The organism is Ensifer sp. LC163, assembly GCF_001695855.1.
Taxonomy (GTDB): Bacteria; Pseudomonadota; Alphaproteobacteria; order Rhizobiales; family Rhizobiaceae; genus Ensifer.
The window spans coordinates 25,968-48,900 of sequence record NZ_MBSS01000025.1; the positions used below are offsets into that span (position 1 = coordinate 25,968).

24 protein-coding genes and 1 tRNA gene are annotated in these 22,933 nt (G+C 62.2%); 10 read left to right on the forward strand and 15 right to left on the reverse strand.

Translation table 11 applies throughout. The features are described from left to right. Positions 1–51 precede the first annotated feature (51 nt). The 4 genes from BC360_RS21060 to BC360_RS21075 form a co-directional block, all read right to left on the reverse strand. Complete coding sequence (locus BC360_RS21060; protein ID WP_065796793.1) at positions 52–480, reverse strand: DUF1178 family protein; 429 nt, start codon at positions 478–480, stop codon at positions 52–54. After that, positions 477–1,334 (reverse strand): carbon-nitrogen hydrolase family protein, encoded by an 858-nt coding sequence (locus BC360_RS21065; protein ID WP_065784927.1) that lies wholly within the window; start codon positions 1,332–1,334, stop codon positions 477–479. The genes BC360_RS21060 and BC360_RS21065 overlap by 4 nt, the downstream gene beginning before the upstream one ends. A 116-nt stretch (positions 1,335–1,450) precedes the next feature. After that, positions 1,451–1,708 (reverse strand): glutaredoxin 3, encoded by a 258-nt coding sequence (gene grxC / locus BC360_RS21070; RefSeq protein ID WP_065784926.1) that lies wholly within the window; start codon positions 1,706–1,708, stop codon positions 1,451–1,453. Between the two features lie 47 nt (positions 1,709–1,755). Then, a complete protein-coding gene (locus BC360_RS21075; RefSeq protein WP_083222666.1) occupies positions 1,756–2,532 on the reverse strand; it encodes a ComF family protein in 777 nt (258 codons plus the stop codon). Between the two features lie 173 nt (positions 2,533–2,705). Between BC360_RS21075 and BC360_RS21080 the strand changes: the two genes are divergently transcribed. Continuing rightward, complete coding sequence (locus BC360_RS21080; protein ID WP_065784941.1) at positions 2,706–3,584, forward strand: SAM-dependent methyltransferase; 879 nt, start codon at positions 2,706–2,708, stop codon at positions 3,582–3,584. Positions 3,585–3,603: 19 nt separating this feature from the next. Here BC360_RS21080 and BC360_RS30965 read toward each other — a convergent pair whose 3' ends face one another. The 6 genes from BC360_RS30965 to BC360_RS21105 all read right to left on the reverse strand — a co-directional run bounded on the left by BC360_RS30965 (position 3,604) and on the right by BC360_RS21105 (position 7,911). Then, on the reverse strand, positions 3,604–3,777 hold the full coding sequence (locus BC360_RS30965) for a Flp family type IVb pilin (RefSeq protein WP_083222667.1): 174 nt from the start codon (positions 3,775–3,777) through the stop codon (positions 3,604–3,606). Between the two features lie 74 nt (positions 3,778–3,851). After that, on the reverse strand, positions 3,852–4,172 hold the full coding sequence (locus BC360_RS21085) for a hypothetical protein (protein WP_053249846.1): 321 nt from the start codon (positions 4,170–4,172) through the stop codon (positions 3,852–3,854). Positions 4,173–4,352: 180 nt separating this feature from the next. Next, positions 4,353–4,766, reverse strand: a complete 414-nt coding sequence (mutT, locus tag BC360_RS21090) for an 8-oxo-dGTP diphosphatase MutT (protein WP_065784925.1) — start codon at positions 4,764–4,766, stop codon at positions 4,353–4,355. Positions 4,767–4,769: 3 nt separating this feature from the next. Beyond that, positions 4,770–5,588, reverse strand: coding sequence for a GNAT family N-acetyltransferase (locus BC360_RS21095; protein WP_065796794.1), 819 nt, complete (start codon positions 5,586–5,588; stop codon positions 4,770–4,772). 88 nt (positions 5,589–5,676) lie between these two features. After that, positions 5,677–6,918 carry a bifunctional glutamate N-acetyltransferase/amino-acid acetyltransferase ArgJ gene (gene argJ / locus BC360_RS21100; protein ID WP_065796795.1) on the reverse strand — a complete coding sequence of 414 codons (1,242 nt, stop codon included), beginning with the start codon at positions 6,916–6,918 and terminating at the stop codon, positions 5,677–5,679. Positions 6,919–7,053: 135 nt separating this feature from the next. Continuing rightward, entirely contained in the window at positions 7,054–7,911 is an 858-nt protein-coding gene (locus tag BC360_RS21105; protein WP_053249842.1) for a peptidylprolyl isomerase, read from the reverse strand. Positions 7,912–8,156: 245 nt separating this feature from the next. Between BC360_RS21105 and secA the strand changes: the two genes are divergently transcribed. The 3 genes from secA (at position 8,157) to BC360_RS21120 (ending at position 13,812) form a co-directional block, all read left to right on the forward strand. Further along, the gene (gene secA / locus BC360_RS21110; RefSeq protein ID WP_065784922.1) at positions 8,157–10,871 is read left to right on the forward strand and encodes a preprotein translocase subunit SecA; all 2,715 of its coding nucleotides are present in this window, start codon (positions 8,157–8,159) and stop codon (positions 10,869–10,871) included. A gap of 275 nt (positions 10,872–11,146) precedes the next feature. Then, the gene (locus BC360_RS21115) at positions 11,147–12,541 is read left to right on the forward strand and encodes a lipopolysaccharide biosynthesis protein (RefSeq protein WP_065796796.1); all 1,395 of its coding nucleotides are present in this window, start codon (positions 11,147–11,149) and stop codon (positions 12,539–12,541) included. After that, on the forward strand, positions 12,538–13,812 hold the full coding sequence (locus BC360_RS21120) for a GNAT family N-acetyltransferase (RefSeq protein ID WP_065784920.1): 1,275 nt from the start codon (positions 12,538–12,540) through the stop codon (positions 13,810–13,812). Before BC360_RS21115 ends, BC360_RS21120 begins: the two co-directional genes overlap by 4 nt. Positions 13,813–13,818: 6 nt before the next feature. On the opposite strand, the gene BC360_RS21125 is transcribed toward BC360_RS21120, so the two are convergent. Then, entirely contained in the window at positions 13,819–15,468 is a 1,650-nt protein-coding gene (locus tag BC360_RS21125) for an AMP-binding protein (protein WP_065796797.1), read from the reverse strand. A gap of 190 nt (positions 15,469–15,658) precedes the next feature. After that, positions 15,659–15,743, reverse strand: a tRNA-Leu gene (locus BC360_RS21130). A 220-nt stretch (positions 15,744–15,963) separates the two neighbouring features. Between BC360_RS21130 and BC360_RS21135 the strand changes: the two genes are divergently transcribed. Next, positions 15,964–16,473 (forward strand): disulfide bond formation protein B, encoded by a 510-nt coding sequence (locus BC360_RS21135; RefSeq protein WP_065796798.1) that lies wholly within the window; start codon positions 15,964–15,966, stop codon positions 16,471–16,473. 211 nt (positions 16,474–16,684) lie between these two features. Here the strand turns inward: BC360_RS21135 and BC360_RS21140 are convergent, their stop codons facing one another. Together BC360_RS21140 and BC360_RS21145 are read right to left on the reverse strand one after the other, a co-directional pair. Continuing rightward, positions 16,685–17,242: an HNH endonuclease gene (locus BC360_RS21140; protein ID WP_065784916.1), complete on the reverse strand. Its 558-nt coding sequence runs from the start codon at positions 17,240–17,242 to the stop codon at positions 16,685–16,687. Between the two features lie 105 nt (positions 17,243–17,347). Continuing rightward, the gene (locus BC360_RS21145; RefSeq protein WP_065796799.1) at positions 17,348–17,995 is read right to left on the reverse strand and encodes a DNA-3-methyladenine glycosylase family protein; all 648 of its coding nucleotides are present in this window, start codon (positions 17,993–17,995) and stop codon (positions 17,348–17,350) included. 54 nt (positions 17,996–18,049) lie between these two features. Between BC360_RS21145 and gluQRS the strand changes: the two genes are divergently transcribed. Beyond that, positions 18,050–18,940, forward strand: coding sequence for a tRNA glutamyl-Q(34) synthetase GluQRS (gluQRS, locus tag BC360_RS21150; protein WP_065796800.1), 891 nt, complete (start codon positions 18,050–18,052; stop codon positions 18,938–18,940). A gap of 6 nt (positions 18,941–18,946) precedes the next feature. Here gluQRS and BC360_RS21155 read toward each other — a convergent pair whose 3' ends face one another. Next, positions 18,947–19,828 carry a YihY/virulence factor BrkB family protein gene (locus BC360_RS21155; protein WP_065796801.1) on the reverse strand — a complete coding sequence of 294 codons (882 nt, stop codon included), beginning with the start codon at positions 19,826–19,828 and terminating at the stop codon, positions 18,947–18,949. Positions 19,829–20,011: 183 nt separating this feature from the next. Between BC360_RS21155 and BC360_RS21160 the strand changes: the two genes are divergently transcribed. The 4 genes from BC360_RS21160 (at position 20,012) to BC360_RS21175 (ending at position 22,527) form a co-directional block, all read left to right on the forward strand. Continuing rightward, positions 20,012–20,845, forward strand: a complete 834-nt coding sequence (locus tag BC360_RS21160; RefSeq protein WP_065796802.1) for an SDR family oxidoreductase — start codon at positions 20,012–20,014, stop codon at positions 20,843–20,845. Between the two features lie 23 nt (positions 20,846–20,868). Beyond that, positions 20,869–21,072, forward strand: coding sequence for a twin transmembrane helix small protein (locus tag BC360_RS21165; RefSeq protein WP_025424626.1), 204 nt, complete (start codon positions 20,869–20,871; stop codon positions 21,070–21,072). Between the two features lie 16 nt (positions 21,073–21,088). Further along, positions 21,089–21,667: a cob(I)yrinic acid a,c-diamide adenosyltransferase gene (locus BC360_RS21170; protein ID WP_065784911.1), complete on the forward strand. Its 579-nt coding sequence runs from the start codon at positions 21,089–21,091 to the stop codon at positions 21,665–21,667. Positions 21,668–21,732: 65 nt separating this feature from the next. Beyond that, complete coding sequence (locus tag BC360_RS21175) at positions 21,733–22,527, forward strand: rhomboid family intramembrane serine protease (protein ID WP_065796803.1); 795 nt, start codon at positions 21,733–21,735, stop codon at positions 22,525–22,527. Positions 22,528–22,933 lie beyond the last annotated feature (406 nt).

Genomic DNA, 22,933 nt, shown 5'->3' on the forward strand with positions numbered 1-22,933 from the left:
ACCCGACGGCACTGAAAATAGCCGACGTGAGGAGGTATTCCGGCTTGCCGCTCAGTTGACCTCGTCGGGCAACACCGGCAGCGGCGCGATAGCGATGCCCTCTTCGAGAAGAGCGACTGCCTCTTCCACGGTCGCCTGGCCAATGAGACCACGTTCGTCCGCCTCGCCGTAGTGGATCTTGCGGGCCTCTTCGGGAAAGCGGTCGCCGACATCCTCGGCATTTTCACGCACCGCTTTTACCAGTTCGCGAATCTTGGCGACGGTTTCCTTCTGTGCCTGATCCATGACCAGCGCCCGTGTCGCTTCCTTCTTGCGTGCGGTTGCGATCGACGGCGTCATCAGCTGTTTGGCAACGGACGTAGAATTGCAGGTGGGACAGGAAACGAGCTTGCGGTCCATCTGGCGTTCAAAGTCGTCACTCGACGAGAACCAGCCCTCGAAAGCGTGGCCCTGATCGCAGGAAAGCGTGTAGCGGATCAAGCGGCAACACCTCCCTTGCCAGCGAGCAAGACGTGGTCCAGCGCAAAGCTGCGCGCGTTCCTGAGGTTCGGGATCTTGGCGCGGGCCGCATGCACGGCAGCCACGTCGATATCTGCCAGGACGATCCCCTCGCCGGCGGCACCCGCCGCAGCAAGCACCTTGCCCCAGGGGTCGATGATCATCGAATGACCGAAGGTCTCGCGCCCGTCCTCATGCACACCGCCCTGTGCCGCGGCGATGACGAAGAAACCGTTCTCGATGGCGCGGGCACGCAGCAGGATCTCCCAGTGCGCTTCGCCGGTCTGGCGAGTGAAGGCCGCCGGCACCGACATCACCTGCACACCCGCGACCGCCTGCTGGCGGAACAGCTCGGGGAAGCGAACGTCGTAGCAGATGGCAAAGCCCAAGGTGCCGAAATCGAGGTCCGCCAGGCGCGCCGTGCTGCCAGGGCTATAGGCCGCGCTTTCGCGCCAGCTTTCGCCATTGTCGAGATCGACGTCGAACATATGGATCTTGTCGTAATCGCAGATCTTGGCGCCGTCCGGACCGAACAGGAAGCCGCGATTGGCGATCTTGCCGTCTGCAAGCGCAATTGGGGTCGACCCGACATGCAGATGAATGCCGAGCTCGCCCGCAAGTGCTGCCGCTTCGCGCACGATGGTGTCGTTCGCCTCATCCCTGAGCACGGCCCGCAAACCGGCGCGATCGCGCTGGAGCGCTCCGGTCATCTCCGGCGTCTGGACATAGGTCGCCCCGTGCCCGGCTGCCTCGCGCACCAACCGCGCCATCGTCTCGGCATTTCTTGCCGGATCGACGCCGGAACACATCTGGATCGCGGCAGCCTTGAATGTCATCGCAGTCGGGCTCCTCGGAGCATTTCAGGGAAACGTACGAAGCGTTTTCCCGTCAGGAAATGCGTAGAAACAGAAAGATAGAGCGCTTCCCTAGCTCTGTCTAAAGTGGAAACGGTTTAGGCGGCGAGCATCTCGTCGAGTTTTCCGGCCCGCTCCAGTGCGTGCAGATCGTCGCAGCCGCCGACATGGATGTCGTTGATGAAGATCTGCGGGAAAGTGACCCCGCCATGCGATTTCTCGATCATCTTCTGGCGCACCTGCGGATCGTAAGTCGCATCATGTTCGAGGAACGAGACGCCCTTGGTTTCCAGAAGCTTTTTTGCAGCCGAGCAATAACCGCAGAACTGACGCGTATAAATAACGACCGAAGCCATGTTTCCTAACCGCTCCTTCACCGGCAACGATGCCGGACTTCTATTTGTCATATAAGACCCGACATGGCTCTTGCAAAGGTTAAAACCGTGACATGTCCGGCCCCCGCCCGCTTCAGTGCGCGCGTCGCAGCCGTAACGGTGGCGCCGGTCGTATAGACGTCATCGACGAGAACGATGCGTTTTCCGATGAGACCTTGCCTGCCGCTCTCGGCAACGGCAAAGGCGCCGCGAACATTGTCCTCGCGCGCCTTGGCGTCGAGCCCGACCTGTTTGGTCGTGCGGCGGACGCGGTGAAGCGTTGCCGGAAGATAAGGGCGACCGGACAGTGCGGCGACGGCGCGGGCAAGCTCCGCCGCCTGGTTGTATTTACGCCCCCACAGCCGGAAGGCATGCAGTGGCACCGGGATGATGGCATCGGCGGAAGCGACAGCACCGTCGCTCGCCCGGACCATCCATTCCGCCATCATCGGCGCGAGATCGGTACGGTCCCGATATTTCAATCCATGCACCAGTTCACGCGCGATGCCTTCGTGGACAGCAACAGAGCGCAAGCGGTCGAAGACCGGCGGATCGGCGATCGCCTCTGGCGACATCGCTCCCTCCCCGTGGTCATGGGCAAATGGCAGGCCGAGGATTTCGCAGTAAGGCCGCTCGATCAATCGAAGCGTCGACCAGCAGGGGGCGCAGACCGCCCGATGGCGGCCCATCAGTCGCCCACAGCCGCAGCAAACGGGAGGGTAGACGACGTTGACGAGATCGTTGCCGATCCGACGCAGAAAGGTCAGGCACTCCGCCAGCCCAAAATGCCGCTCTTCCCCGTTCATGAGGTTGACTTTGCCGTCGTGTGGGTTTCTTTGCAGGACACTGGAACACCCTACAGCGCCGCGCGTGTTTTCAGACGCGCAAAGGTCGCTGTAGCACTTTGAATTTCAGCATGATTTTTCCCTTAAATCGGTTCCGCTCCAGGGAGGCAATCATGCTGTCGGAGCACAGTACCGTGGAAATCATCTTTGACCAGAGCCTTGTCGAGGCGCACCGTCGCCGGGCGCTGCGTAATGCCGACCCAAAGGCGGCCTTCCTCCTCGATATCGTCGCACAGGAGTTGGCCGACCGCGTCAGCGTGGTGGAGCGGCAGTTCGACAAGGCAATGGAATTGCACGGCTACACCGGCGCAACGGCGCATCGCCTTCTGGAAACGGGCAAGGTCGGAACGGTCGAGCGGGTGGAAACCGACCCCGGCTTCGGTACGACCGCCATGCCGGTTGCGATTGCGCCGCTCGAGCGCATCCCCGCCGAGCCCGAGACACTCAATCTTCTCGTCTCCCCCCTGTCGCTGCATCTCACCAACGACACGCCCGGCGCCTTCATCCAGGCGCGCCGGTCGCTGAAGCCCGACGGGCTTTTTCTGGCGGCAATTCCCGGCAATGGAACGCTGAACGAACTGCGCGAGGCGTTGCTTGCCGCCGAGGCCGAGTTGACCGGCGGTGCGAGCCCGCGGGTCATTCCCTTTGCCGACGTTCGCGACATGGGCGCATTGCTGCAACGGGCGGGCTTTGCCCTGCCGGTGGCGGACGCCGAAACCTATACGGTTCGATACGATTCGCTCTTCGCACTCATCCGCGATTTGCGGGCCATGGGCATGACCAGCCCGCTGGCGGCCCGCAGTCGGACACCGGTGTCCCGGCGCTTTTTCCTGAGGGCTGCGGAAATCTATGCAGAGCGCTTCTCCGACCCGGACGGCCGCATCCGCGCGACCTTCTCCGTCGTCTACCTCTCCGGTTGGGCGCCGCACGAAAGCCAGCAGAAACCGCTGAAGCCGGGCTCTGCGAAACAGCGGTTGTCGGAGGCGCTGGGGACGAAGGAAAGACCGGTCTGAAAACCCGATGATCAGGCCCTCAGTTTTGCGAATCCAGGAACGTCGTTGTCAGCAGATTGAAAAGAGACAGGAGTGCGTCTCTTAGTTGCTCCGCGCCAAGAAGCAGGCTGAGGCAAATCAGGCCAGCGATAAGCCCATACTCCACGGCAGTGGCCGCACTACTATCGCGAATAAGGCGCTTCAGCGTGTTCATATGTTCCCAACCCGGTTGGAACTCACTTCCCGACCGGCAGACACGCAGGGAACCACTCCGACGCGCCGCCCAGATCAGCAGCCACTCTTGCTGCCGTCAGCATCGATGATGCAGACCGCACCCGGCATTTCCTGAAGCACGCTGCGGCGCACAGTATAGCGCTTCGTCGTGCCGTTCGAAGGGATCGAGCCGGTCGAAATATTGTCGTAGTCCACCGGCGTATTCGCCAGCATGCGCTTGTCCGTCTTCGAGGACAGCATCGGCGTCAGGATCAGCGTCAGCGCGATCACGGCCGTTCCAAACAACAGCGACAGATTGAGCACGCCTGTCCGGCGGGACTGGCTCGTCACCATGTCCTTCTCCTGAACCGTCCTCCAGAAATCGTCGTCTACCATCCCAGCCTCACAAACGCATAAGGTGCGGCGAACGGGAGCATCCTTCCCAAGCTTCGTTCTGCCACATTGCCCGAAACCGATACGCCGTTCGCTGAACATACGTACCGAAACTGAATTGAGGTTATCTTTGCGGGAGGGAGATAAACGATCAATTAATAATCGGTCGGTTTTTGGGTAGGTTCAGAGCAAATCCATCAGAAATGGGATAAGTGGCTCGTCGGCAGGAGGCATCGGGTAGTCGCGCAGCGCCTTGGAGCGCACCCATTTGATCGCCTGGCCCTCCCGCCCGATCGCCACGCCTTCATAGCGCCGGCAGACGTAAAGCGGCATCAGCAGATGGAAATCGTCGTAGGTGTGGCTGGCGAAGGTCAGCGGCGCCAGACACGCGACCTTGGTCTGGATGCCAAGCTCTTCGTCCAACTCGCGGATCAGCGTTTCCTCCGGCGTCTCGCCGGGCTCCACCTTGCCGCCGGGAAACTCCCAAAGGCCGGCAAGCGATTTGCCTTCAGGGCGCTGCGCCAGAAGGATTCGGCCGTCGGAATCCACCAGCGCGCAGGCAGCGACGAGGACGATCTTCTTTCCGTTGGCGTCCATGGATCAGGCCTTCGGCGTGCGATAGAGATAGGTGTAGACGTCTGAGAAGCCGGCACCGCGATAGAGCGCCAGCGCCGCCTCGTTGTCTGCCTCGACCTGCAACCAGACCTTCTTGGCGCCGCGTAGCCGCGCCCAGCGCAGCGAAACGTCGAGCATGGCCTTGCCCACCCCCTGTCGGCGGAAGTGTTCGTCAACGGCAAACAGCATGATACCGGCGAGATCGTTGTCCTGAACGACAAGCGACACCGCCGTCGGGCCGCTCTCCACATCCTCGAAAAGAAACAGACCGCTTTCCGGCTTGATGGAATTGATGATCTCGGCGAGCGCCGCCTTGGTCTTGGGATCTTCCCTGCCGATGCGGATGCGCGCGTCGACGAAGCGGCCGACATCCTTGATCGGCAAATGGTCTATGCCATCGCCGAAGTCGCGCTCGGCGATATCAGCCATCATCACGATGCTATGGGAGAAGGCAGTCCAGCCTTCGGCATCCATGTGTGCGATCAGCTGCGGCGGCGTCAACGGCGTCTGCCGCACGGTCAGCGGCCGGCCGTAATCGGCAAAGCGTCGGGCGGCTTTTTCCAATCGGACGGGGATGTCGCGGTAATCGGAGGGATCGAGCGGGTTGACCGAATTGAGGCGCTTGGAATCGTGGCCGGCATTCAGCCGGATCAGCCAGCTGCCGTCATAGTGAACCGACGCTGCCGGCCAGGCGCGAAAACCGACGGCCTCAAGCCGCCGCACGCTCGGAAGATCAACCATGCGCTTGTCCTTGCCTTCAGCCGTAGCATCGCCTGCGCTCGGCTGAGTGTCGATCGATGTCATCTGCTTACCCCCAGGTCAGACCAGTCGTCGGCGATACAAGCAACCCGGGAGCAGCAAGCAGCCCCGCGAACGGTTGCCCGTGAATCCGTCAGCTTCTGTAGTCGCCGTTGATCTCGACATATTCCTTGGTGAGGTCGCAGGTAAAGACCGTCGCACGTCCGGAACCGAGGCCGATATCGACGCGGATCGGGATATCCTGCGCCTTCATGACTGCGGTGGCGGCCGCTTCCGAATAGGTAGGATCGCGCTCGCCCTCGACAGCGACGCGCACATCGCCGAACCAGATCGCCAGCCGGTCGCGCTCTGCCATCTCGCCGGATTTGCCGACGGCCATGACCACCCGCCCCCAATTGGCGTCCTCGCCGGCAACCGCAGTCTTGACCAGCGGCGAGTTGGCGATCGAAAGCGCGATGCGCTTGGCAGCCGCGTCGTTCTCGGCACCTTCCACCGTGACGGCAACCATCTTGCGCGCACCTTCGCCGTCGCGAACCACCTGGAGAGCCAGATCGCGCAGCAGGTCGTTGAGTGCCGCCCGGAAGGCGTCGAGCTTCGCATCGGATGCATCCGTCATCTTCTGCTGGCCATCGCCGGCGGCGGCACCGGTCGCAAACAGCATCAGCGTATCCGACGTCGAGGTATCGCTGTCGACAGTGACCGAATTGAACGTCGGGCCGACGCCAGCCGAAAGCAGCGCCTGCAGTGCCGCCGGTGCAATGTCGGCGTCGGTGACGACGAAGGAAAGCATCGTCGCCATATCAGGCGCGATCATGCCTGCGCCCTTGGCGATGCCGTTGATCGTCACCTTCACGCCGCCGATCTCGGCACTGCGGGTGGCGACCTTCGGATAGGTGTCCGTGGTCATGATCGCCTTGGCCGCCTCGAACCAGAAGTCTTGGCGGCCGGCAACCGCGAGATCGTCGAGCACGCCTGCGAACTTCGTCGCATCCAGCGGTTCGCCGATGACGCCGGTCGAGGCCAGGAACACCTCGCTCTCGGCGCAACCGACGGCCTTCGCCGCCGACTTCGCGGTCAGCTCCGTCGCCTCGCGGCCCTTCTTGCCGGTGAAGGCATTGGCATTGCCGGAATTAACGACGACTGCGCGCGCAACGCCGCCGCCAAGGTTCTGGCGGCAGAAGTCGACAGGCGCAGAGGGGCACTTGGAGCGCGTGAACACGCCGGCAACGGCAGCAGGCTGGTCGAAAACCATCATCAGCACGTCGGTACGGTTCTTGTACTTGATGCCGGCAGCGGCAGTTGCCATGCGAACACCGCGCAAAGCGGGCATTTCGGCAAAGGTTTTCGGAGCGAGCGGAGAGACGGAACCGGACATGGCAAACCTGCGTGAAGACCGTGGGATCAAGGTGGCGTTGCGACAAATGCCCGATCGGCTTTTGGGGCCGTCGGGCATCGACAAGAAACGTTGACCGGCGAACCTTGCCCTCAGACAGGGCCCGCCGGTCGAAAGTTACTTGGCTTCCTGCGCCTTGTTGGCCTCGTCATAGGCCTTCTTCAGAGCCGGATCGGAAATCTCGACACCGGCGTCCTTCTTGGCAGCAGCAAGCAGCTCAACGTATTTGTCGCGCATGACAAGCTGACGAACCTGCGGCTCGACCTGCTCCAGCGTCGGCGGCGCCTGCGGGCGCTTGTCTTCGACCAGGATCACGTGGAAGCCGAACTGCGTCTTCACCGGCGTCTTGGTGTAGGCGCCCTTGTCGAGCGTGAACACGACGGCTTCGAATTCCGGAACCATGCGGCCCTTGGTGAAGTAGCCGAGGTCGCCGCCGTCGTCCTTGTTCGGATCGGAGGACTTGGCCTTGGCGAGTTCGACGAAGCTCTTGCCGGCGTCGAGTTCCTTGATGATTTCCTTGGCCTCTTCCTCGGTCTTGACGAGGATGTGACGCGCCTTGATTTCTTCCTGAACGGGAACGGCTGCGATTTCCTTGTCGTAGCGCGCCTTCACTTCTTCCTTGGTGATCGCGTCGACGACGTGCTTCTTGAAGAAGGCGTTGTGCAGTTCGCGCTCGGTCAGGTAGGCGAGACGCTGCTTGAAGGTCGCATCGTCCTGAAGGCCTTCCTTTTCGGCGGTCTTCGACAGAAGCTTGACGTCGATGACAGCCGACAGCGCGGCAGCACGCTTCTGCTCTTCCGGCATCTGCTGGAGCTGCGGGTCAAGACCGCCAAGGGCGAGATTGAGCTCGGACTGGCGCACTTCCTCGCCACCGACGGTCGCAATGACCGGGTCCGCGTCTTCGGCGCGCGCGACACCATGAACGGCGATCGCCGCAACCAGGGCCGCAGCGGCCAGGGTTTTCAACTTCGACATGCTCGTAACCTTTCACCTTTGGCCGTCAACGCGATTGCATCGGGCTTGTGGCGGCTGAACACCACCAGAATGTGGCCGTTCTGTAGCCGTCCGGCCATGCAAGTGCGTTGACATAATTCGACCCCCCTCTTATCTGTCACGCAACCTCGCGTCCAGAACAGTTTCCGGGCGTTTCACGGCATTGCGCGGTTTTGGACGGTGCGGCCGGTGGAACCCAAGGCAACAAAAAAGAAAGGACCATTCGTATGGTCAGTCTCGGCGGCCTAGCCCGCAAGTTGTTTGGCTCCTCCAACGATCGCCGTGTGCGTGGCTACAAGGCCAGAGTGGATGCCATCAACGCACTTGAAGCCGATATGAAGGCTTTGTCGGATGAGGCACTCGCCGCCAAGACCGTGGAATTCCGCCGAGAGTTCGCAGACGGCAAGACCCTCGACGACCTGCTGGTGCCGGCCTTTGCGGTTGCCCGCGAGGCAGCCCGCCGCGTGCTTGGCCTGCGTCCCTTCGACGTGCAGCTGATCGGCGGCATGATCCTGCACGAGCGCGCCATCGCCGAAATGAAGACCGGCGAAGGCAAGACGCTCGTGGCGACCCTGCCCGTCTATCTCAACGCGCTTGCCAGCAAGGGCGTGCACGTCGTCACCGTCAACGACTACCTGGCACAGCGCGACGCCGCCACCATGGGCCGCGTCTACAGCTTCCTCGGCCTGTCGACCGGCGTCATCGTCCATGGCCTCACCGATGACCAGCGCCATGCGGCCTATGCCTGCGACATCACCTACGCGACCAACAACGAACTCGGCTTCGACTATCTGCGCGACAACATGAAGTACGAGCGTGCGCAGATGGTCCAGCGCGGTCACTTCTTCGCCATCGTCGACGAAGTGGACTCGATCCTTGTCGACGAAGCGCGCACGCCGCTGATCATCTCCGGCCCGCTCGACGACCGCTCGGATCTCTACAACACGATCAACGAGTTCATCCCGCTGCTTTCGCCGGAAGACTACGAGATCGACGAGAAGCAGCGCTCGGCCAACTTCTCCGAAGAAGGCACTGAGAAGCTCGAAAACCTGCTGAAACAGGCAGGCCTGCTCAAGGGTGAATCGCTCTACGACATCGAAAACGTCGCAATCGTCCACCACGTCAACAACGCGCTGAAGGCCCACAAGCTGTTCCAGCGCGACAAGGACTATATCGTCCGCAACGGCGAGATCGTCATCATCGACGAATTCACCGGCCGCATGATGCCGGGCCGCCGCTATTCCGAAGGCCAGCATCAGGCGCTCGAAGCCAAGGAAAAGGTGCAGATCCAGCCCGAGAACCAGACGCTCGCCTCGATCACCTTCCAGAACTATTTCCGCATGTATTCCAAGCTCGGCGGCATGACCGGCACGGCCTCCACCGAAGCCGAAGAATTCGGCAACATCTACGGCCTGGAAGTTATTGAAGTTCCGACCAACCTGCCGATCAAGCGTCTCGACGAGGACGATGAGGTCTATCGTACCCAGGGCGAGAAGCTCAAGGCGATCATCGACGAGATCAAGTCGGCGCACGAGCGCGGCCAGCCGATGCTGGTCGGCACGACGTCGATCGAAAAGTCCGAACAGCTTGCCGATCTGCTCAAGAAGTCCGGGTTCAACAACTTCCAGGTGCTGAACGCGCGTTACCACGAGCAGGAAGCCTTTATCGTCGCACAGGCCGGCGTGCCGGGTGCAGTCACGATCGCCACCAACATGGCGGGTCGCGGTACCGACATCCAGCTCGGCGGCAACGTCGACATGCGCATCCAGCAGGAACTCGCAGAGGTCGAGCCCGGCCCCGAGCGCCACGGGCGCGAACAGGCGATCCGCGACGAGGTGCAGCAGTTGAAGGAACAGGCGCTGGCCGCCGGCGGACTTTACGTACTTGCCACCGAACGCCACGAAAGCCGCCGTATCGACAACCAGCTCCGCGGCCGTTCCGGCCGTCAGGGCGACCCGGGTCGCTCCAAGTTCTACCTGTCGCTTCAGGACGACCTGATGCGCATCTTCGGCTCCGACCGCATGGATGGCATGCTGCAGAAGCTCGGCCTGAAGGAAGGCGAGTCGATCGTCCATCCCTGGATCAACAAGGCACTTGAACGCGCCCAGAAGAAGGTCGAAGCCCGCAACTTCGACATCCGCAAAAACCTTCTGAAATACGACGACGTGCTCAATGACCAGCGCAAGGTGATCTTCGAGCAGCGCATCGAGCTGATGGATGCCGAGAGCGTTACCGAAACCATCACCGACATGCGTAACGAAGTCATCGAAGACGTCGTTTCCAAGCGCATCCCCGAGCGGGCCTATGCAGAACAGTGGGACGTCGAGGGCCTCAAGGCCGACGTCCAACAATACCTCAACCTCGACCTGCCGATCGTCGAATGGGCAGCCGAGGAAGGCATCGACGAGAGCGACATCCTGGAGCGCGTGACGGCGACTACCGAAAAGGCGGTGGCCGACCGTGCCGAGCGTTTCGGCCCCGAGATCATGCAATATGTCGAGCGCTCGGTCATTCTGCAGACGCTCGACCATCTCTGGCGCGAACACATCGTCAACCTCGACCACCTGCGCTCGGTCATCGGCTTCCGTGGCTATGCCCAGCGCGACCCGCTGCAGGAATACAAGTCCGAAGCCTTCGAACTGTTCCAGGCCCTGCTCGGCAACCTGCGCCAGGCCGTAACGGCCCAGCTCATGCGCGTCGAACTGGTCCGTGAGGCAGCCGAGGCTCCCCAGCCCGCGCCGCCACAGATGGTCGGTCACCATATCGACCCGCTGACCGGCGAAGACGATTTCGGTGGCGGCGCCGGTTCGCTGCTGGCCGTCGCGCCGGTGAACCGCAACCCGGCCGATCCTTCGACCTGGGGCAAGGTCTCGCGCAATGAGGCCTGCCCATGCGGCTCCGGCAAGAAGTACAAGCACTGTCACGGGATTTACGAAGCTTGATCTGAAATGCCGCCTCCGGGCGGCATTTTTGTTTGGGGCCAGGAAAAGGTCGCAGATCGTCGAGCCGCTTGGCCGAATGGGACAACCTCGCCCGCTTTGCCACCCGCCCTCGGGCCTTCGCAGCCGATGAGCCGAGACCGTCTGATCGAGGCCCTCCCTCGTGCAAAGCACCCGGTTGAACCGTTTGTTAACGCTGATCTGGCACAACTAAGCCCTGTATTGCGTAATCTCAGGGTGTTCTCGTGTTCATGGCGGTATGTCAAACAGCCGGACGAATGCTGCCGTCGGCGCTGCGACACCGCCTGTCTCCGCTGATCGGCGTGCTAATCGCCGCCCTGACCGAACAGGACCCGAAGAATACGGCGCGGCGCATGGCGCTGGTCGCCTTCGTCATCCGCATCCTCAGCGCCGCGATCGCATTCCTGTCCCAGATCATTCTCGCGCGCCTGATGGGCGAGTTCGAATACGGCATCTTCGTCTTCGTCTGGGTGCTGGTGATCCTGTTCGGCAACCTGTCCTGCATCGGCTTCCATTCGGCCGTGATCCGCTTCCTGCCGGAATACCAAGCAACAGCGGCGCTCGACGAAATTCGCGGCCTGACGACCACCGCCCGGGTCTTTGCGCTCGTGTCGGCAAGCACGCTCGCCCTCGTCGGATTTCTGGGATTGTGGCTCTTCGCCGACCGGATCGAGGGCTACTATCTCGTTCCGCTCTATCTCGGTCTGTTCATCCTGCCGATGATCGCGCTTGGCGATGTGATGGACGGCACCGCCCGTGCGCATGGCTGGCCGCTCTCGGCGATGAGCCCCACCTTCATCATTCGCCCTCTGCTGGTGCTCGCCTTCATGGTGCTGGCAACGATGATGGGCGCGCCGCACACGGCGCGCACCGCCATGGTGGCAGCCATGGCCGCCGTCTATGCGACGACCATCAGTCAGTTTCTCGTCCTCACCTGGCGGCTGCGTTCGCGCTATGTCAGTGGGCCGCTTCGGATCGAAATGGGACGATGGCTCCAGGTCGCTGTCCCGATCTTCCTGATCGACGGCTTCGGCTTCCTGCTGACCAATTCCGACGTGGTCATCGTCGGCTTCTATCTCAAACCCGATGATGTCGCCGTCTATTTCGCCGCCGCCAAGACGATGGCACTGGTGCATTTCGTTATGTTCTCGGTCAAGGCAGCGGCAGGCCCCCGTATCGCGGTCGCGATGGCCGCCCGCGACCGCAGGCAATTGGCAGACATCGCCGTCGACAGTGCGCGCTGGGCATTCTGGCCATCGCTCCTGCTCGGGACCATGGTCCTGCTTGCCGGTCCCTTCCTGCTTTCGCTCTTCGGCCCTGCCTTCGTCGGCGGCATGCCGCTAATGGCCATCCTCTTTGCCGGCATCATGGCCAAGGCTTTCATCGGGCCTGCCGAAATCCTGCTGACGATGGCAGGTCAGCAGACGCTCTGCGTGATCCTTTACGCTGGCGCACTGGTGGCCAACATCGCGCTTAACCTGAGCCTCATTCCTCTCTTCGGATTGACCGGTGCTGCATTTGCAACCGCCGGTGCTATGTTCGTCGAGGCTATGCTGCTTCATTTCGCCGTAAGGCGCACCTTCGGTTTCGCACTCTTCGCTCTCGCAAGCGGGCGTCCGAACCATGACAACAACGGGGCGATCCATCCATGATCGGCAATACCAATCTTCCCGGTGACGCAGACGACAGGGCGGCCCGCATTCTTGGCGGGCTGGCGCCGATGGGCCACCCCCATCCACAGGCAGAACACATGCTTGCGGTCGGGCGGCCCGGACGACATCTTGCCATCTACCCGGCCAAGGCCGGTTATGAATTGCAGCGTGAGCTCGACTTCCTGTCGAACCGAGCGCTCGAGCCGAACGTGTTCTTCACCGGCCGCTTCCTGGCGCCCGCAATGCCCCGGCTCGAGGAGCGCGTGATCCGGCTCGCCATCATCCGCGATAACGATGAACGCCGCAGCCGCATGCGTTTCCTGATGCCGTTCTCGATTGAGAAACCCGGCTTTTCCATCGGCGCCCCGATCATCCGCGCCTGGTCCAATCCGTTCGGCCCGCTTGGCGTGCCGTTGCTCGATGCCGAGGATGCGGCTGAGACGATCGACAACCTGTTCGAAGCCCTGACCAATCCATCAGCAACCCTGCCCCGGGTTCTGGTGCTGCCGGACGTACGCCTGAAGGGCAAATTCGCGCAGCTGGCGCGCGCCGTCGCCATCGGCCGGAATCTGCCGCTGACGGTGACCGACACGTTCAGCCGGCCGATGCTCGAGAGCCTGCTTGACGGCCCGACCTATCTGAAGAAATCGATCAGCCCGGCGCATTTCCGCGAATTGCGGCGCCAGTGGGACCAGCTGGAGAAGCGCGGGCAGCTTGCCTATTCGGTCGCACGCCAGCCCAGCGAGATCCGCATTCGCATGGAAGAGTTCCTTGCGCTGGAAGCGTCCGGCTGGAAGGGCCGCGAACGCAGCGCCATGGTGCTCGACCGCTTCCGCGCGGCCTTTGCCCGCGAGGCGATCACCAATCTCGCCGAGGCCGATAGCGTCCGCATCCACACGCTCGATCTCGACGGCAAGGCGATCGCCTCCATGGTCGTATTCCTGATGTCCGGCGAGGCCTATACGTGGAAGACGGCCTACGACGAGCGCTACGCGAAGTTCTCGCCCGGCAAGTTGCTGCTGGCGGAACTGACCGAATGGCATCTCGATGACGCCAACATCGCCCGCTCCGATTCCTGTGCCGTTCCCGACCACCCGATCATGAGCCGCTTCTGGCAGGAGCGCGAAGAGATGGGCACGCTGGTGATCGGCCTGCAGCAGACCCGCGACCGCGACGTCCGGCAGGTCGCCGCACAGCTGCACCTTTACCGCAACACCCGCAACATGGCGCGGATGCTGCGGGAAAAGATCAAGGCGCTCGCCGGGCGCTGACCTGTTTCAGTCGGTGGGCGAATGCGGCGGTTCCGCCGCCGCCCGCTCGCGCAGGATCCGGCGAATGACCTTGCCCGACGTCGTCAACGGCAGGCTGTCGACAAAGGCGATCTCCCGGGGATACTCGTGCATCGACAGCCGCGTCTTCACCCATTCGCGGATGGACTGAGCCGTCTTGTCGTCGCCAGCGATACCCGGTCTTAAAACGACATAGGCCTTGACGATTTCCGTGCGCAGCGCGTCGGGCTTTCCGACGGCCGCAGCAAGCTGCACATCCGGATGGCCGGCAAGACAGTCCTCGATCTCTCCCGGGCCGATGCGATAGCCCGAAGACGTGATCACGTCGTCATCTCGCCCGAAGAAGGTGAAATAGCCTTCCGCATCCATCACGCCCTGGTCGCCTGTTGTCATCCAGTCGCCGATGAATTTCGCGTTGGTTGCCGTCTCGTTATTCCAGTAGCCAAGAAACATCACCGGGTCTGGCCGCTTGATCGCCACCTGTCCGACGGTTCCGGCCGGCAATTCGCGGCCATCGCCGTCGATGATCGCCACCCGATGGCCCGGCGCCGCTTTGCCCATCGCGCCCGGCTTGACAACACCGAGATCGGCGGCCGACGAAATGACGATATTGCACTCCGTCTGGCCATAGAACTCGCTGACGTCGAGGCCGAGTGCTGCCCTGGCCCATTCAAAGGTTTCGCGCCCGAGCGCCTCGCCGGCGGAACCGACGGTCCTCAGATTGAGACGGTATCGATCGCGCGGCCTGTCGACCGCCTTCATCAGCCGCAATGCTGTCGGCGGAATGAAGGCGTTGCGCACGTCCATCTCTTCGAGGATCCGAAAAGCCGTGTGCGGATCGAACTTCTGCGCCGGCGACGAGACCACGGGAACACCGAGCAGCAGCGAGGGCAGCAGCGCATTCAACAATCCGCCGGCCCAGGCCCAGTCCGCAGGCGTCCACATCCGGTCGCCCGGTTGCGGCAGGAAATGATGGTGAAACTGGAACCCCGGGAGGTGGCCGAGCAGCACCCGGTGCCCATGCAGGGCGCCCTTGGGCGGCCCGGTCGTTCCCGAAGTGTAGATCATCAATGCCGGATCGTCAGGCGTGCTATCCGCCGCGACAAAACCGCCGGCTTCGCCTGAGGCAAGGTCGGCGAAACCGAGCGTGCCTGGAACGCCTTCGGCACCGGCCAGCACGACCAGCCGCAAATCCGGCAGCCGCTCGCGGATGGCCGCGACCCGCTCGTGGCCGAATGCATTCGTGACGATCGCCGCCGCACCCGCATCGAGCAGTCGATACTCCAGCGCCTCGACCCCGAAGAGCAAGGCGAGTGGCAGGGCGATCGCGCCGAGCTTGTAGATGGCCGCGTGCGCAATGGCAGCCTCGAACCCCTGCGGCAACAGGATCGCCACCCGGTCTCCGGGCTTGACCCCCTGGCGTTCGAGCCCGCGCGCGAAAGCGGAGGATTGCCGAGAGAAAGCGCCGTAAGTCAGCGTCCGATGGGCGCCATCCGGGCTGAAATGCTGAAGACAGATGCGCTCCGGCGCTTTTGCGGCCCAGGCGTCGCTCACCGCAACGCCGATGTTGAACTTCGCGGGGATCTGCCACCGGAAGGCGCCGTAGAGTCCGTCGTAATTCTCAATTGTCGGTAACATTGCCCCGCCGCGACAGATTTCTGCTGCACCGCACCTAACATCTTCGCCCGCCCTTGTTCAATCGCCGGGGCGGCAAGGGTGTCGACCAACCCTCACACGCAGATGGGCGCCTGGGATAAAAACAACAAAATCATTCGAAGACGGGGCGAACCGAAGTCACGCTAAGAGCGATGCGCAAAAAACTGAGTGGTGGTGCCCCATGCCGGGGTCGAACCAGCACTCCTTTCGGAACTCGATTTTGAGTCGAGCGCGTCTACCAATTCCGCCAATGGGGCTCAGGGATGTAAGATATCAGCGGCTGGGATTTACACGAGGGTTTTTGCCTCGGTCAACCATCATTTTCAACTTTGCTCGGCAACAATCACGAAAGCGTGCAAAGGTGACGCTGAGGACGTGATTTACAGCGCGTGCCGTCGCACCTAAGAAGGCCATATTTAGTTGCAATGCAGCATATGCCGGACACTGATCCGTTATGCTTTCCAGCGTGAGGTACGCATGATCGACGCTTCCACCGCTTCTCGCCATCACCTGCTCATCGCCGTTCTCGTGACGCTCGGCATGGCGGCGACCGTTGGCGGCGCGCTCGGTTTCGAACACCTTGGCGGGTACATCCCCTGCGCGCTTTGCCTGCTGCAGCGCGATCCCTATTACTACGGCATCCCGCTCGGTATTCTGGCTGTTATCACCAGTGCCTTGAGGCTGCCGGCCTGGACGACGCGCACCCTGCTTCTGGCGATCGGCATCCTGATGCTCGTCGGTGCGGGCATGGGCGTCTATCACTCGGGTGCGGAATGGGGCTTCTGGGAAGGTCCGTCGACCTGCGCGACGACGGCGCAGGGCGTATCGTCGAATGTCGGCGACCTCCTGGGCGATCTCGATTCCAAGCACGCCCCGTCCTGCTCTGAGGCGGCGCTTCGGGTGCTCGGTCTGTCCTTTGCCGGGTGGAATGTGATTGCCAGCCTGATCTTTGCAGCGATCGCCTTGCGCGGCGCTGCGAAGGCCTGATCCCCGAGACTGAAACGGCCTGCCTTCAGGAGATGGCCGCGTGACAATGAACTAAGCGGCGTGCGCAATACTGCATAATTCCTTAAATCGGAATCGATTTAAGGAATTATGCAGTAACTCAAAGTGTTACAGCGACCTTTGCGCGTCATATTTGACGCGCGGCGCTGTAGCTCCGCTCTCGGCCTGCCGTCGTCCACATGGCCGAGATGCCTCAGGGCTGCAGTTCGACATCCCAGTAGAGATAGTCCATCCAGCTTTCATGCAGGTGGTTCGGCGGGAAAAGCCGGCCATTGTTGTGCAGGTCCTGGACCGTCGGGTGATAGGGCTTCTGGTGCGGGAACATGCCGGCCTGCTTCGGCAGCTTGCTGCCCTTGCGCAGATTGCAGGGCGAGCAGGCCGCAACGACGTTTTCCCAGGTCGTCTGGCCGCCATGGGCGCGCGGTACCACATGATCAAAGGTCAGATCGTCGGGCGTGCCGCAATACTGGCATTCGAACTTGTCGCGCAGGAAGACGTTGAACCGGGTGAACGCCGGATGCCGCGACGGCTGCACGTAGCTCTTGAGGCAAACAACGCTGGGCAACCGCATCGAGAAGCTGGGCGAGGAGACCGAGTGCTCGTACTCCGCGAGGATAATCACACGGTCAAGGAAGACGGCCTTGATCGCGTCCTGCCAGGACCAGAGCGACAAGGGATAATAACTCAGCGGCCGATAGTCAGCGTTCAAGACGAGCGCCGGCAAGGCCTGCGGTGAGACTGCAATCGTCAAGCGTATTCTCCTGATCGATTCGGCATCTGCACCTTCTATATTAGGCCCGTTGCAACAGGATTGTGAAGCCGGAAAGAAAAACGAACAGCGGATTCGCTTTTTCCTTCAAGACGTCACAGGAACAGCATCCCGCCGCATTTCTTGCGCGTAATAGGCCCAGAACAGACGTGCCGCGACGCTGCGCCAAGGCGACCATGACGCGGCCAGCGAATCAATCTCGCGGGCGGTCGGGCGCAACTCCAGACCGAGACCGTGGCTGATCGCGTTTTGCAACGCGACATCGCCGGATGGAAAGACATCCGGATGCCCGGCGCAAAACAACAGATAGACCTCCGCTGTCCAGCGCCCGACGCCCTTGATGGTCGTCAGTTCGTGGATCGCCTCCTGGGCTTCGACATTGCAAATCGCGTCGAGGTCGATCTCGCCGGCAACAACCACCTGTGCCACCCGCCGCAGCGCGTCGGCCTTGGCGCGGGAAAGCCCGATCGTCCGGCAATCCTCGTCGCTGAGTGTCAGGGCGGCAGGCGCGGTGATCTCACCGAGCGACACTTCCATGCGTTTCCAGATCGCCGCAGCGCTTGCCTTCGACACCATCTGCGACACGATGATGCTGGCAAGACCGCGATAGCCGGGGTCGGTTCGTCTGAGCGGCACGGGCCCGGCCCTGGCCACGACATGCTCGAGACGGGCGTCTAGCATCACCAGACCAGCAAGGCCCGCCTCGATGTCCTCATGTGTTCGGATGATCCGCATGGCGCCTCCAAAAAGCGGATGATTTTTATACCGCTTCCATGCCAAAGGGAAACGATGGCAGACACGTCATCCGCACAACCTGTTTTCCGTTTTGCACCGAGTCCGAACGGCCTTCTGCATCTGGGCCACGCGCTGTCGGCGATGCTCAACCACGACATGGCGCGCGCATCGGGAGGGCGGTTCCTGCTGCGCATCGAGGATATCGACCGGACGCGCTGCCGTCCGGAATTCGAGGCCGCGATCTCTAGCGATCTCGCCTGGCTCGGGCTTGAATGGGAACAGCCAGTGCGCCGGCAATCGGACCATCTCGATCTTTACGCATCCGGACTCCAGCGGCTGAACGAGATGGGCCTCGTCTATCCCTCGGCCCTGTCGCGCGGCGAGATCAAGGCGGCGGTTGCCAATGCCGAAGCTGAGGGCAGGAGTTGGCCGCGCGATCCGGACGGCACACCGCTCTACCCCGGGCGCGAGCGCGATCTGGAGACCGGTGCGCGCAACGCCATCATCGCAGGCGGCAAGCCCTATGCCTGGCGGCTGGACATGCAAAAGGCGGTGCTTGCGGCCGGTGGACCTCCCCTCGTCTGGCAGGAAACCGGCAGTGGACCGGATGGAGAGACGGGCACCATAAAGGCCGATCCTGCCGCCTGGGGCGACGTCATCCTGTCGCGCTCCGACGCGCCGTCGAGCTACCATCTGTCTGTTGTCGTCGACGATGCGCTGCAAGGCATAACCCATGTGGTGCGCGGTCGCGACCTCTATCACGCAACCGCCGTGCATCGCCTGCTGCAGCGGCTGCTGGATCTGCCCGAACCCAACTACCACCATCACCGCCTGCTGCTCGGCGCCGACGGCCGGAAGCTTTCCAAGAGCAATCGGGACACCGGTATTTCAGCCTTCCGCGAGGCTGGCCGGTCGCCGGCCGACATCCGTGCCCTGATCCTCTAAGCGAACTTAGTCCTCGGTCGTGCGCACGCCCTGGAAGCTGCGCCGCACCATGCGCTTAACCCGATATTTAAGGATCGCGGCATTGATCTCGGCGCCGATGATGAAGATCGCCGCGACTATATAGAGGAACACCAGCACGATCATGATCGAGGCCAGACCCGCATAGGTCGAGACATAGGTCGCAAAGGTCGAGAGGTAATAGGCGAAGGTGTAGCCGCCGATCGTCCAGCAGAGCAGCGTCAGAAAAATGCCCGGCAACACGTCGACGACCTTGCGGTGACCATCCGGCAGCCACAGGTGCGACATAAACAGCCCCCCCGTCACCACGACCAGTGCCAGCGGCAGGCTCCAGTTGTCGACCGTCGCCAATACCCCGTCGAGCCAGGGCAGCCATTCGCCGGCATAGCGAAGCGCCAGCGGCACGGCAACGAGAATAATGCTCAGCGCCGCAAGGATCAGCACCCCGGCGATCACGAACCCGAGGCTGGCAAGGCGCGTCACGTACCAGTAGCGGCTTTCCGTCACCCGGTAGGCGCGGTTGAGCGACACCCGCAGCGCCTCGACGCCATTCGAGGCGAAGTAGGCGGCTGCGAGCACCGAAACGGTCAGCAGGCCGCCGCGCGGAATGGTCAGCACCTGTACGATCTCGTTGGCGATCGGGGTGGCGATCGACTCCGGCCAGGCGTCGAAAATGAGGTGAACCGCGGTCTCGGCAAACTGATCGGCCCCAAGAAAGCTGCCGAGCGCCGTACCGAAAATCAGGAAGGGGAAGACGGCAAGCAAGGACGAAAGCGCCACATGGCTCGCCATGGCCCAGCCGTCGTCCAGACTGAAGTGCCATAGCGCATCGAACACGACTTTCCAGATGATGCGAAGAAACGCTGGCATTTCCACTCCGGCCCAGTGGCACCGGGGTCGCCTGCCTTCGCATGCATCCCGTCCGGCGCCGTTCCATGGCATTGCCGCTCATCCGCCCGCGACAACGTACACGGGTTTGGGCTCGCGCAATTCAATTGTATCCCGCCGATGAATATGGGAAACGGAGGCAGGATTTCTACAGGAATCGACAGGATGTCCGATCGCCCCACAATCATTGTCACCGGCTGTTCATCCGGGATCGGCGCCCATTGTGCCCGCGCGCTGCATGCGGACGGCTGGCGGGTGTTTGCAACCGTTCGCCGCGAAGAGGACCGAAGCGCCCTGGAAAGCGAGGGCATCGAAACCTTCCTGATGGACTATACCAAGCCGGAGACGATCGCCGCCCTCGTCGAGGCAGTCATGGCGCGCTCCGGCGGTCGTATCGATGCGCTGTTCAACAACGGCGCCTATGGCCAGGCCGGCGCGGTCGAGGACCTGCCGACCGAAGCCCTGCGGCTGCAGCTGGAAACCAACGTCATCGGCTGGCACGACCTGACGCGCCGGGTGATCCCGGCGATGCGGGCGCGCGGAAGCGGCCGCATCGTGCAATGCTCCTCCATCCTCGGTATCGTGCCCTACCGTTGGCGCGGCGCCTATAACGCATCGAAGTTTGCGATCGAGGCGCTGTCGCTGACCCTGAGAATGGAACTCGCCGGAAGTGGCATCAAGGTCAGCCTGATCGAGCCGGGGCCGATCGCCTCGAAATTCACCGCCAATGCCGTGACCTATATCGAACGCTTCATCGACCTGAAGAATTCGGTCCACCGCGCCGAGTACGAGCGGCAGATGCGCCGCCTGAGAGGCGAGAGCAAACCGGTCGCGGGCAAGCTCGGACCGGATGCCGTATATGCGGTCCTAAAGCACGCGCTGGCAGCAAAGAGACCGAAACCGCACTATATTGTAACAAGGCCCGCCAAGCAGGGCGCGTTCCTGAAGAAGCTCCTGCCGGCCGCATTGTTTTACCGTATTATCGGCCGACTCGGCTGAGTGAAAACGCAAGGGAGCATTCGATGTCCAGTTTCGTCACCGGCCTGACCCTGTTTGTCATGGGGCTGGTCGTCATCGTTCTGATCCGCGGCCTCTTGAACATGATGAGGGGTGGCAGCAGCAGCAAATCCAACAAGCTGATGCAGGCTCGTGTACTGCTGCAGGCAGTCGCGATCGTATTGATCATGCTGACGCTATGGATCACCGGCGGCGGCCGCCCCGCCTGAGGAACGTGACGACACCATGGTCAAGCTCAACAAGATCTACACCCGGACGGGCGACAACGGCACCACCGGGCTCGTCTCCGGTGCGCGCCGCCTGAAGAGCGATCTCCGGGTCGACGCGTACGGCGCCGTCGATGAGGCCAACGCTTTCGTCGGGCTCGCACGGCAACACACCGCCGATGCCGTCGATCTCGACGCCGCCTTGATGCGGATCCAGAACGATCTCTTCGATCTCGGCGCCGATCTCGCGACCCCCGACACCGGCGAGAAGCCGGAATACGAGCCGCTTCGCATCGTCGCCACGCAGGTAACCTGGCTCGAAGCCGAGATCGATCGGCTGAACGCCGATCTCCAGCCCCTGCGCTCCTTCGTGCTGCCGGCCGGCAGCGCCGCATCCGCCGCGCTCCATGTGGCGCGAACCGTTGCCCGACGTGCCGAGCGGCAGATGGTGGCGCTTGCCCAGCTCGAGGCCGAAATCGTCAGCCGCGAGGCGATCGCCTACATCAATCGGCTGTCGGATTTCCTGTTCGTCGCAGCCCGCTGGGCAAACGACAAGGGACATGCCGACGTCCTTTGGATTCCCGGGAAAAACAGATAACGTTTCCGACTCCATGGCGCGTCTAGATCGGCGCCGGACTGTAGGATCACGCTTCGGGGGACCGCATGTTCATACCGCTTCACGACAGGAACACCCTGAAGCACATCAAGGTTCAGTATGTGACGATCAGCCTGATCGTCATCAACATCGTCGTCTGGCTGATAACCGGTCCGATCGCCACGGAAGAATTCGCCAACGCGACGTTGCTGGGCTTCGGCTATATCCCGGCGCTCATCTTCGACTATGCCCAGCTCGACCCGTCGCTGATCATCGTGCCTGATGGTTTCACCTTCATCACCTATTCCTTCCTGCATGGCGGCTTCATGCATCTGGCGATGAACATGCTGTTTCTCTGGGTGTTCGGCGACAATGTCGAGGATGCGCTCGGGCACTTTCGCTTTCTTGTGTTCTATCTCGCCTGTGCCGCTGCCGGGGCCTTGGCGCATGGCCTGCTCGACCCGGCATCGGAAGCCCCGCTGATCGGTGCATCGGGCGCGATCTCCGGCGTGGTCGCCGCCTATTTTCTGCTGCACCCGAAGGTGCGTGTCTGGGTTCTGGTGTTCTTCCGGATACCGTTGCCCCTGCCGGCGGCCATTCCGCTCGCCTTCTGGATCGGCCAGCAATTCTTCATGCTTGTGGTCGATCCCGGTAGTGGCGTCTCCTGGAGCGCCCATGTCGGCGGCATCGTCGCGGGGCTGGTACTGGTGGTCATTTTGCGACGCCGCGGCGTCCCGCTCTTCGACCGCACGATCGTCACGCCCCGCGCTGTCGAACACAAGGCGGAGTCCGTCGTCGTCTCGCCGCAACCCACGCCGGAAACGCGCAAACCACCGACACCCTGGGGTCGCCCGACAGCTTGAAACCGCGGACTTGAGATCCAACCCGCACCGGTTTCGTCGTCATTTCAAGGGCTTGACCTCCCATGAACGATAGGAAGAGTACGCTCGTACCGCATCGGCGAAGAGGTCTTGTCAGGTCACTTTCTTACGTGTACGTAAACGTTATTCCAATTCTCGGGATTATATCGATTTAGCGCCATGCACAGTGATTGTAATTGGAGAAAAAACGCGTATCGATGTCGCCCACCGACAATCAGGCGGCTCCGTTAAGGCGCATTTTCCTGCGAAAGCTCTTGGAGGGAAGAATCCATGAAAATACTTGTGACGGTCAAGCGGGTGGTTGACTACAACGTCAAGATCCGGGTGAAGGCGGACGGCTCGGGCGTCGAGCTCGCCAATGTGAAGATGTCGATGAACCCGTTCGACG

Bases quoted from the DNA above. Each gene is read 5' to 3' on its own strand.
- BC360_RS21065 (WP_065784927.1), bottom strand. From the start codon at position 1,334: ATGACATTCAAGGCTGCCGCGATCCAGATGTGTTCCGGCGTCGATCCG.
- grxC (WP_065784926.1), bottom strand. From the start codon at position 1,708: ATGGCTTCGGTCGTTATTTATACGCGTCAGTTCTGCGGTTATTGCTCG.
- BC360_RS21075 (WP_083222666.1), bottom strand. From the start codon at position 2,532: ATGAACGGGGAAGAGCGGCATTTTGGGCTGGCGGAGTGCCTGACCTTT.
- BC360_RS30965 (WP_083222667.1), bottom strand. From the start codon at position 3,777: ATGAACACGCTGAAGCGCCTTATTCGCGATAGTAGTGCGGCCACTGCC.
- BC360_RS21085 (WP_053249846.1), bottom strand. From the start codon at position 4,172: ATGGTAGACGACGATTTCTGGAGGACGGTTCAGGAGAAGGACATGGTG.
- mutT (WP_065784925.1), bottom strand. From the start codon at position 4,766: ATGGACGCCAACGGAAAGAAGATCGTCCTCGTCGCTGCCTGCGCGCTG.
- BC360_RS21095 (WP_065796794.1), bottom strand. From the start codon at position 5,588: ATGACATCGATCGACACTCAGCCGAGCGCAGGCGATGCTACGGCTGAA.
- argJ (WP_065796795.1), bottom strand. From the start codon at position 6,918: ATGTCCGGTTCCGTCTCTCCGCTCGCTCCGAAAACCTTTGCCGAAATG.
- BC360_RS21105 (WP_053249842.1), bottom strand. From the start codon at position 7,911: ATGTCGAAGTTGAAAACCCTGGCCGCTGCGGCCCTGGTTGCGGCGATC.
- secA (WP_065784922.1), top strand. From the start codon at position 8,157: ATGGTCAGTCTCGGCGGCCTAGCCCGCAAGTTGTTTGGCTCCTCCAAC.
- BC360_RS21115 (WP_065796796.1), top strand. From the start codon at position 11,147: ATGCTGCCGTCGGCGCTGCGACACCGCCTGTCTCCGCTGATCGGCGTG.
- BC360_RS21120 (WP_065784920.1), top strand. From the start codon at position 12,538: ATGATCGGCAATACCAATCTTCCCGGTGACGCAGACGACAGGGCGGCC.
- BC360_RS21125 (WP_065796797.1), bottom strand. From the start codon at position 15,468: ATGTTACCGACAATTGAGAATTACGACGGACTCTACGGCGCCTTCCGG.
- BC360_RS21135 (WP_065796798.1), top strand. From the start codon at position 15,964: ATGATCGACGCTTCCACCGCTTCTCGCCATCACCTGCTCATCGCCGTT.
- BC360_RS21145 (WP_065796799.1), bottom strand. From the start codon at position 17,995: ATGCGGATCATCCGAACACATGAGGACATCGAGGCGGGCCTTGCTGGT.
- gluQRS (WP_065796800.1), top strand. From the start codon at position 18,050: ATGGCAGACACGTCATCCGCACAACCTGTTTTCCGTTTTGCACCGAGT.
- BC360_RS21155 (WP_065796801.1), bottom strand. From the start codon at position 19,828: ATGCCAGCGTTTCTTCGCATCATCTGGAAAGTCGTGTTCGATGCGCTA.
- BC360_RS21160 (WP_065796802.1), top strand. From the start codon at position 20,012: ATGTCCGATCGCCCCACAATCATTGTCACCGGCTGTTCATCCGGGATC.
- BC360_RS21165 (WP_025424626.1), top strand. From the start codon at position 20,869: ATGTCCAGTTTCGTCACCGGCCTGACCCTGTTTGTCATGGGGCTGGTC.
- BC360_RS21170 (WP_065784911.1), top strand. From the start codon at position 21,089: ATGGTCAAGCTCAACAAGATCTACACCCGGACGGGCGACAACGGCACC.
- BC360_RS21175 (WP_065796803.1), top strand. From the start codon at position 21,733: ATGTTCATACCGCTTCACGACAGGAACACCCTGAAGCACATCAAGGTT.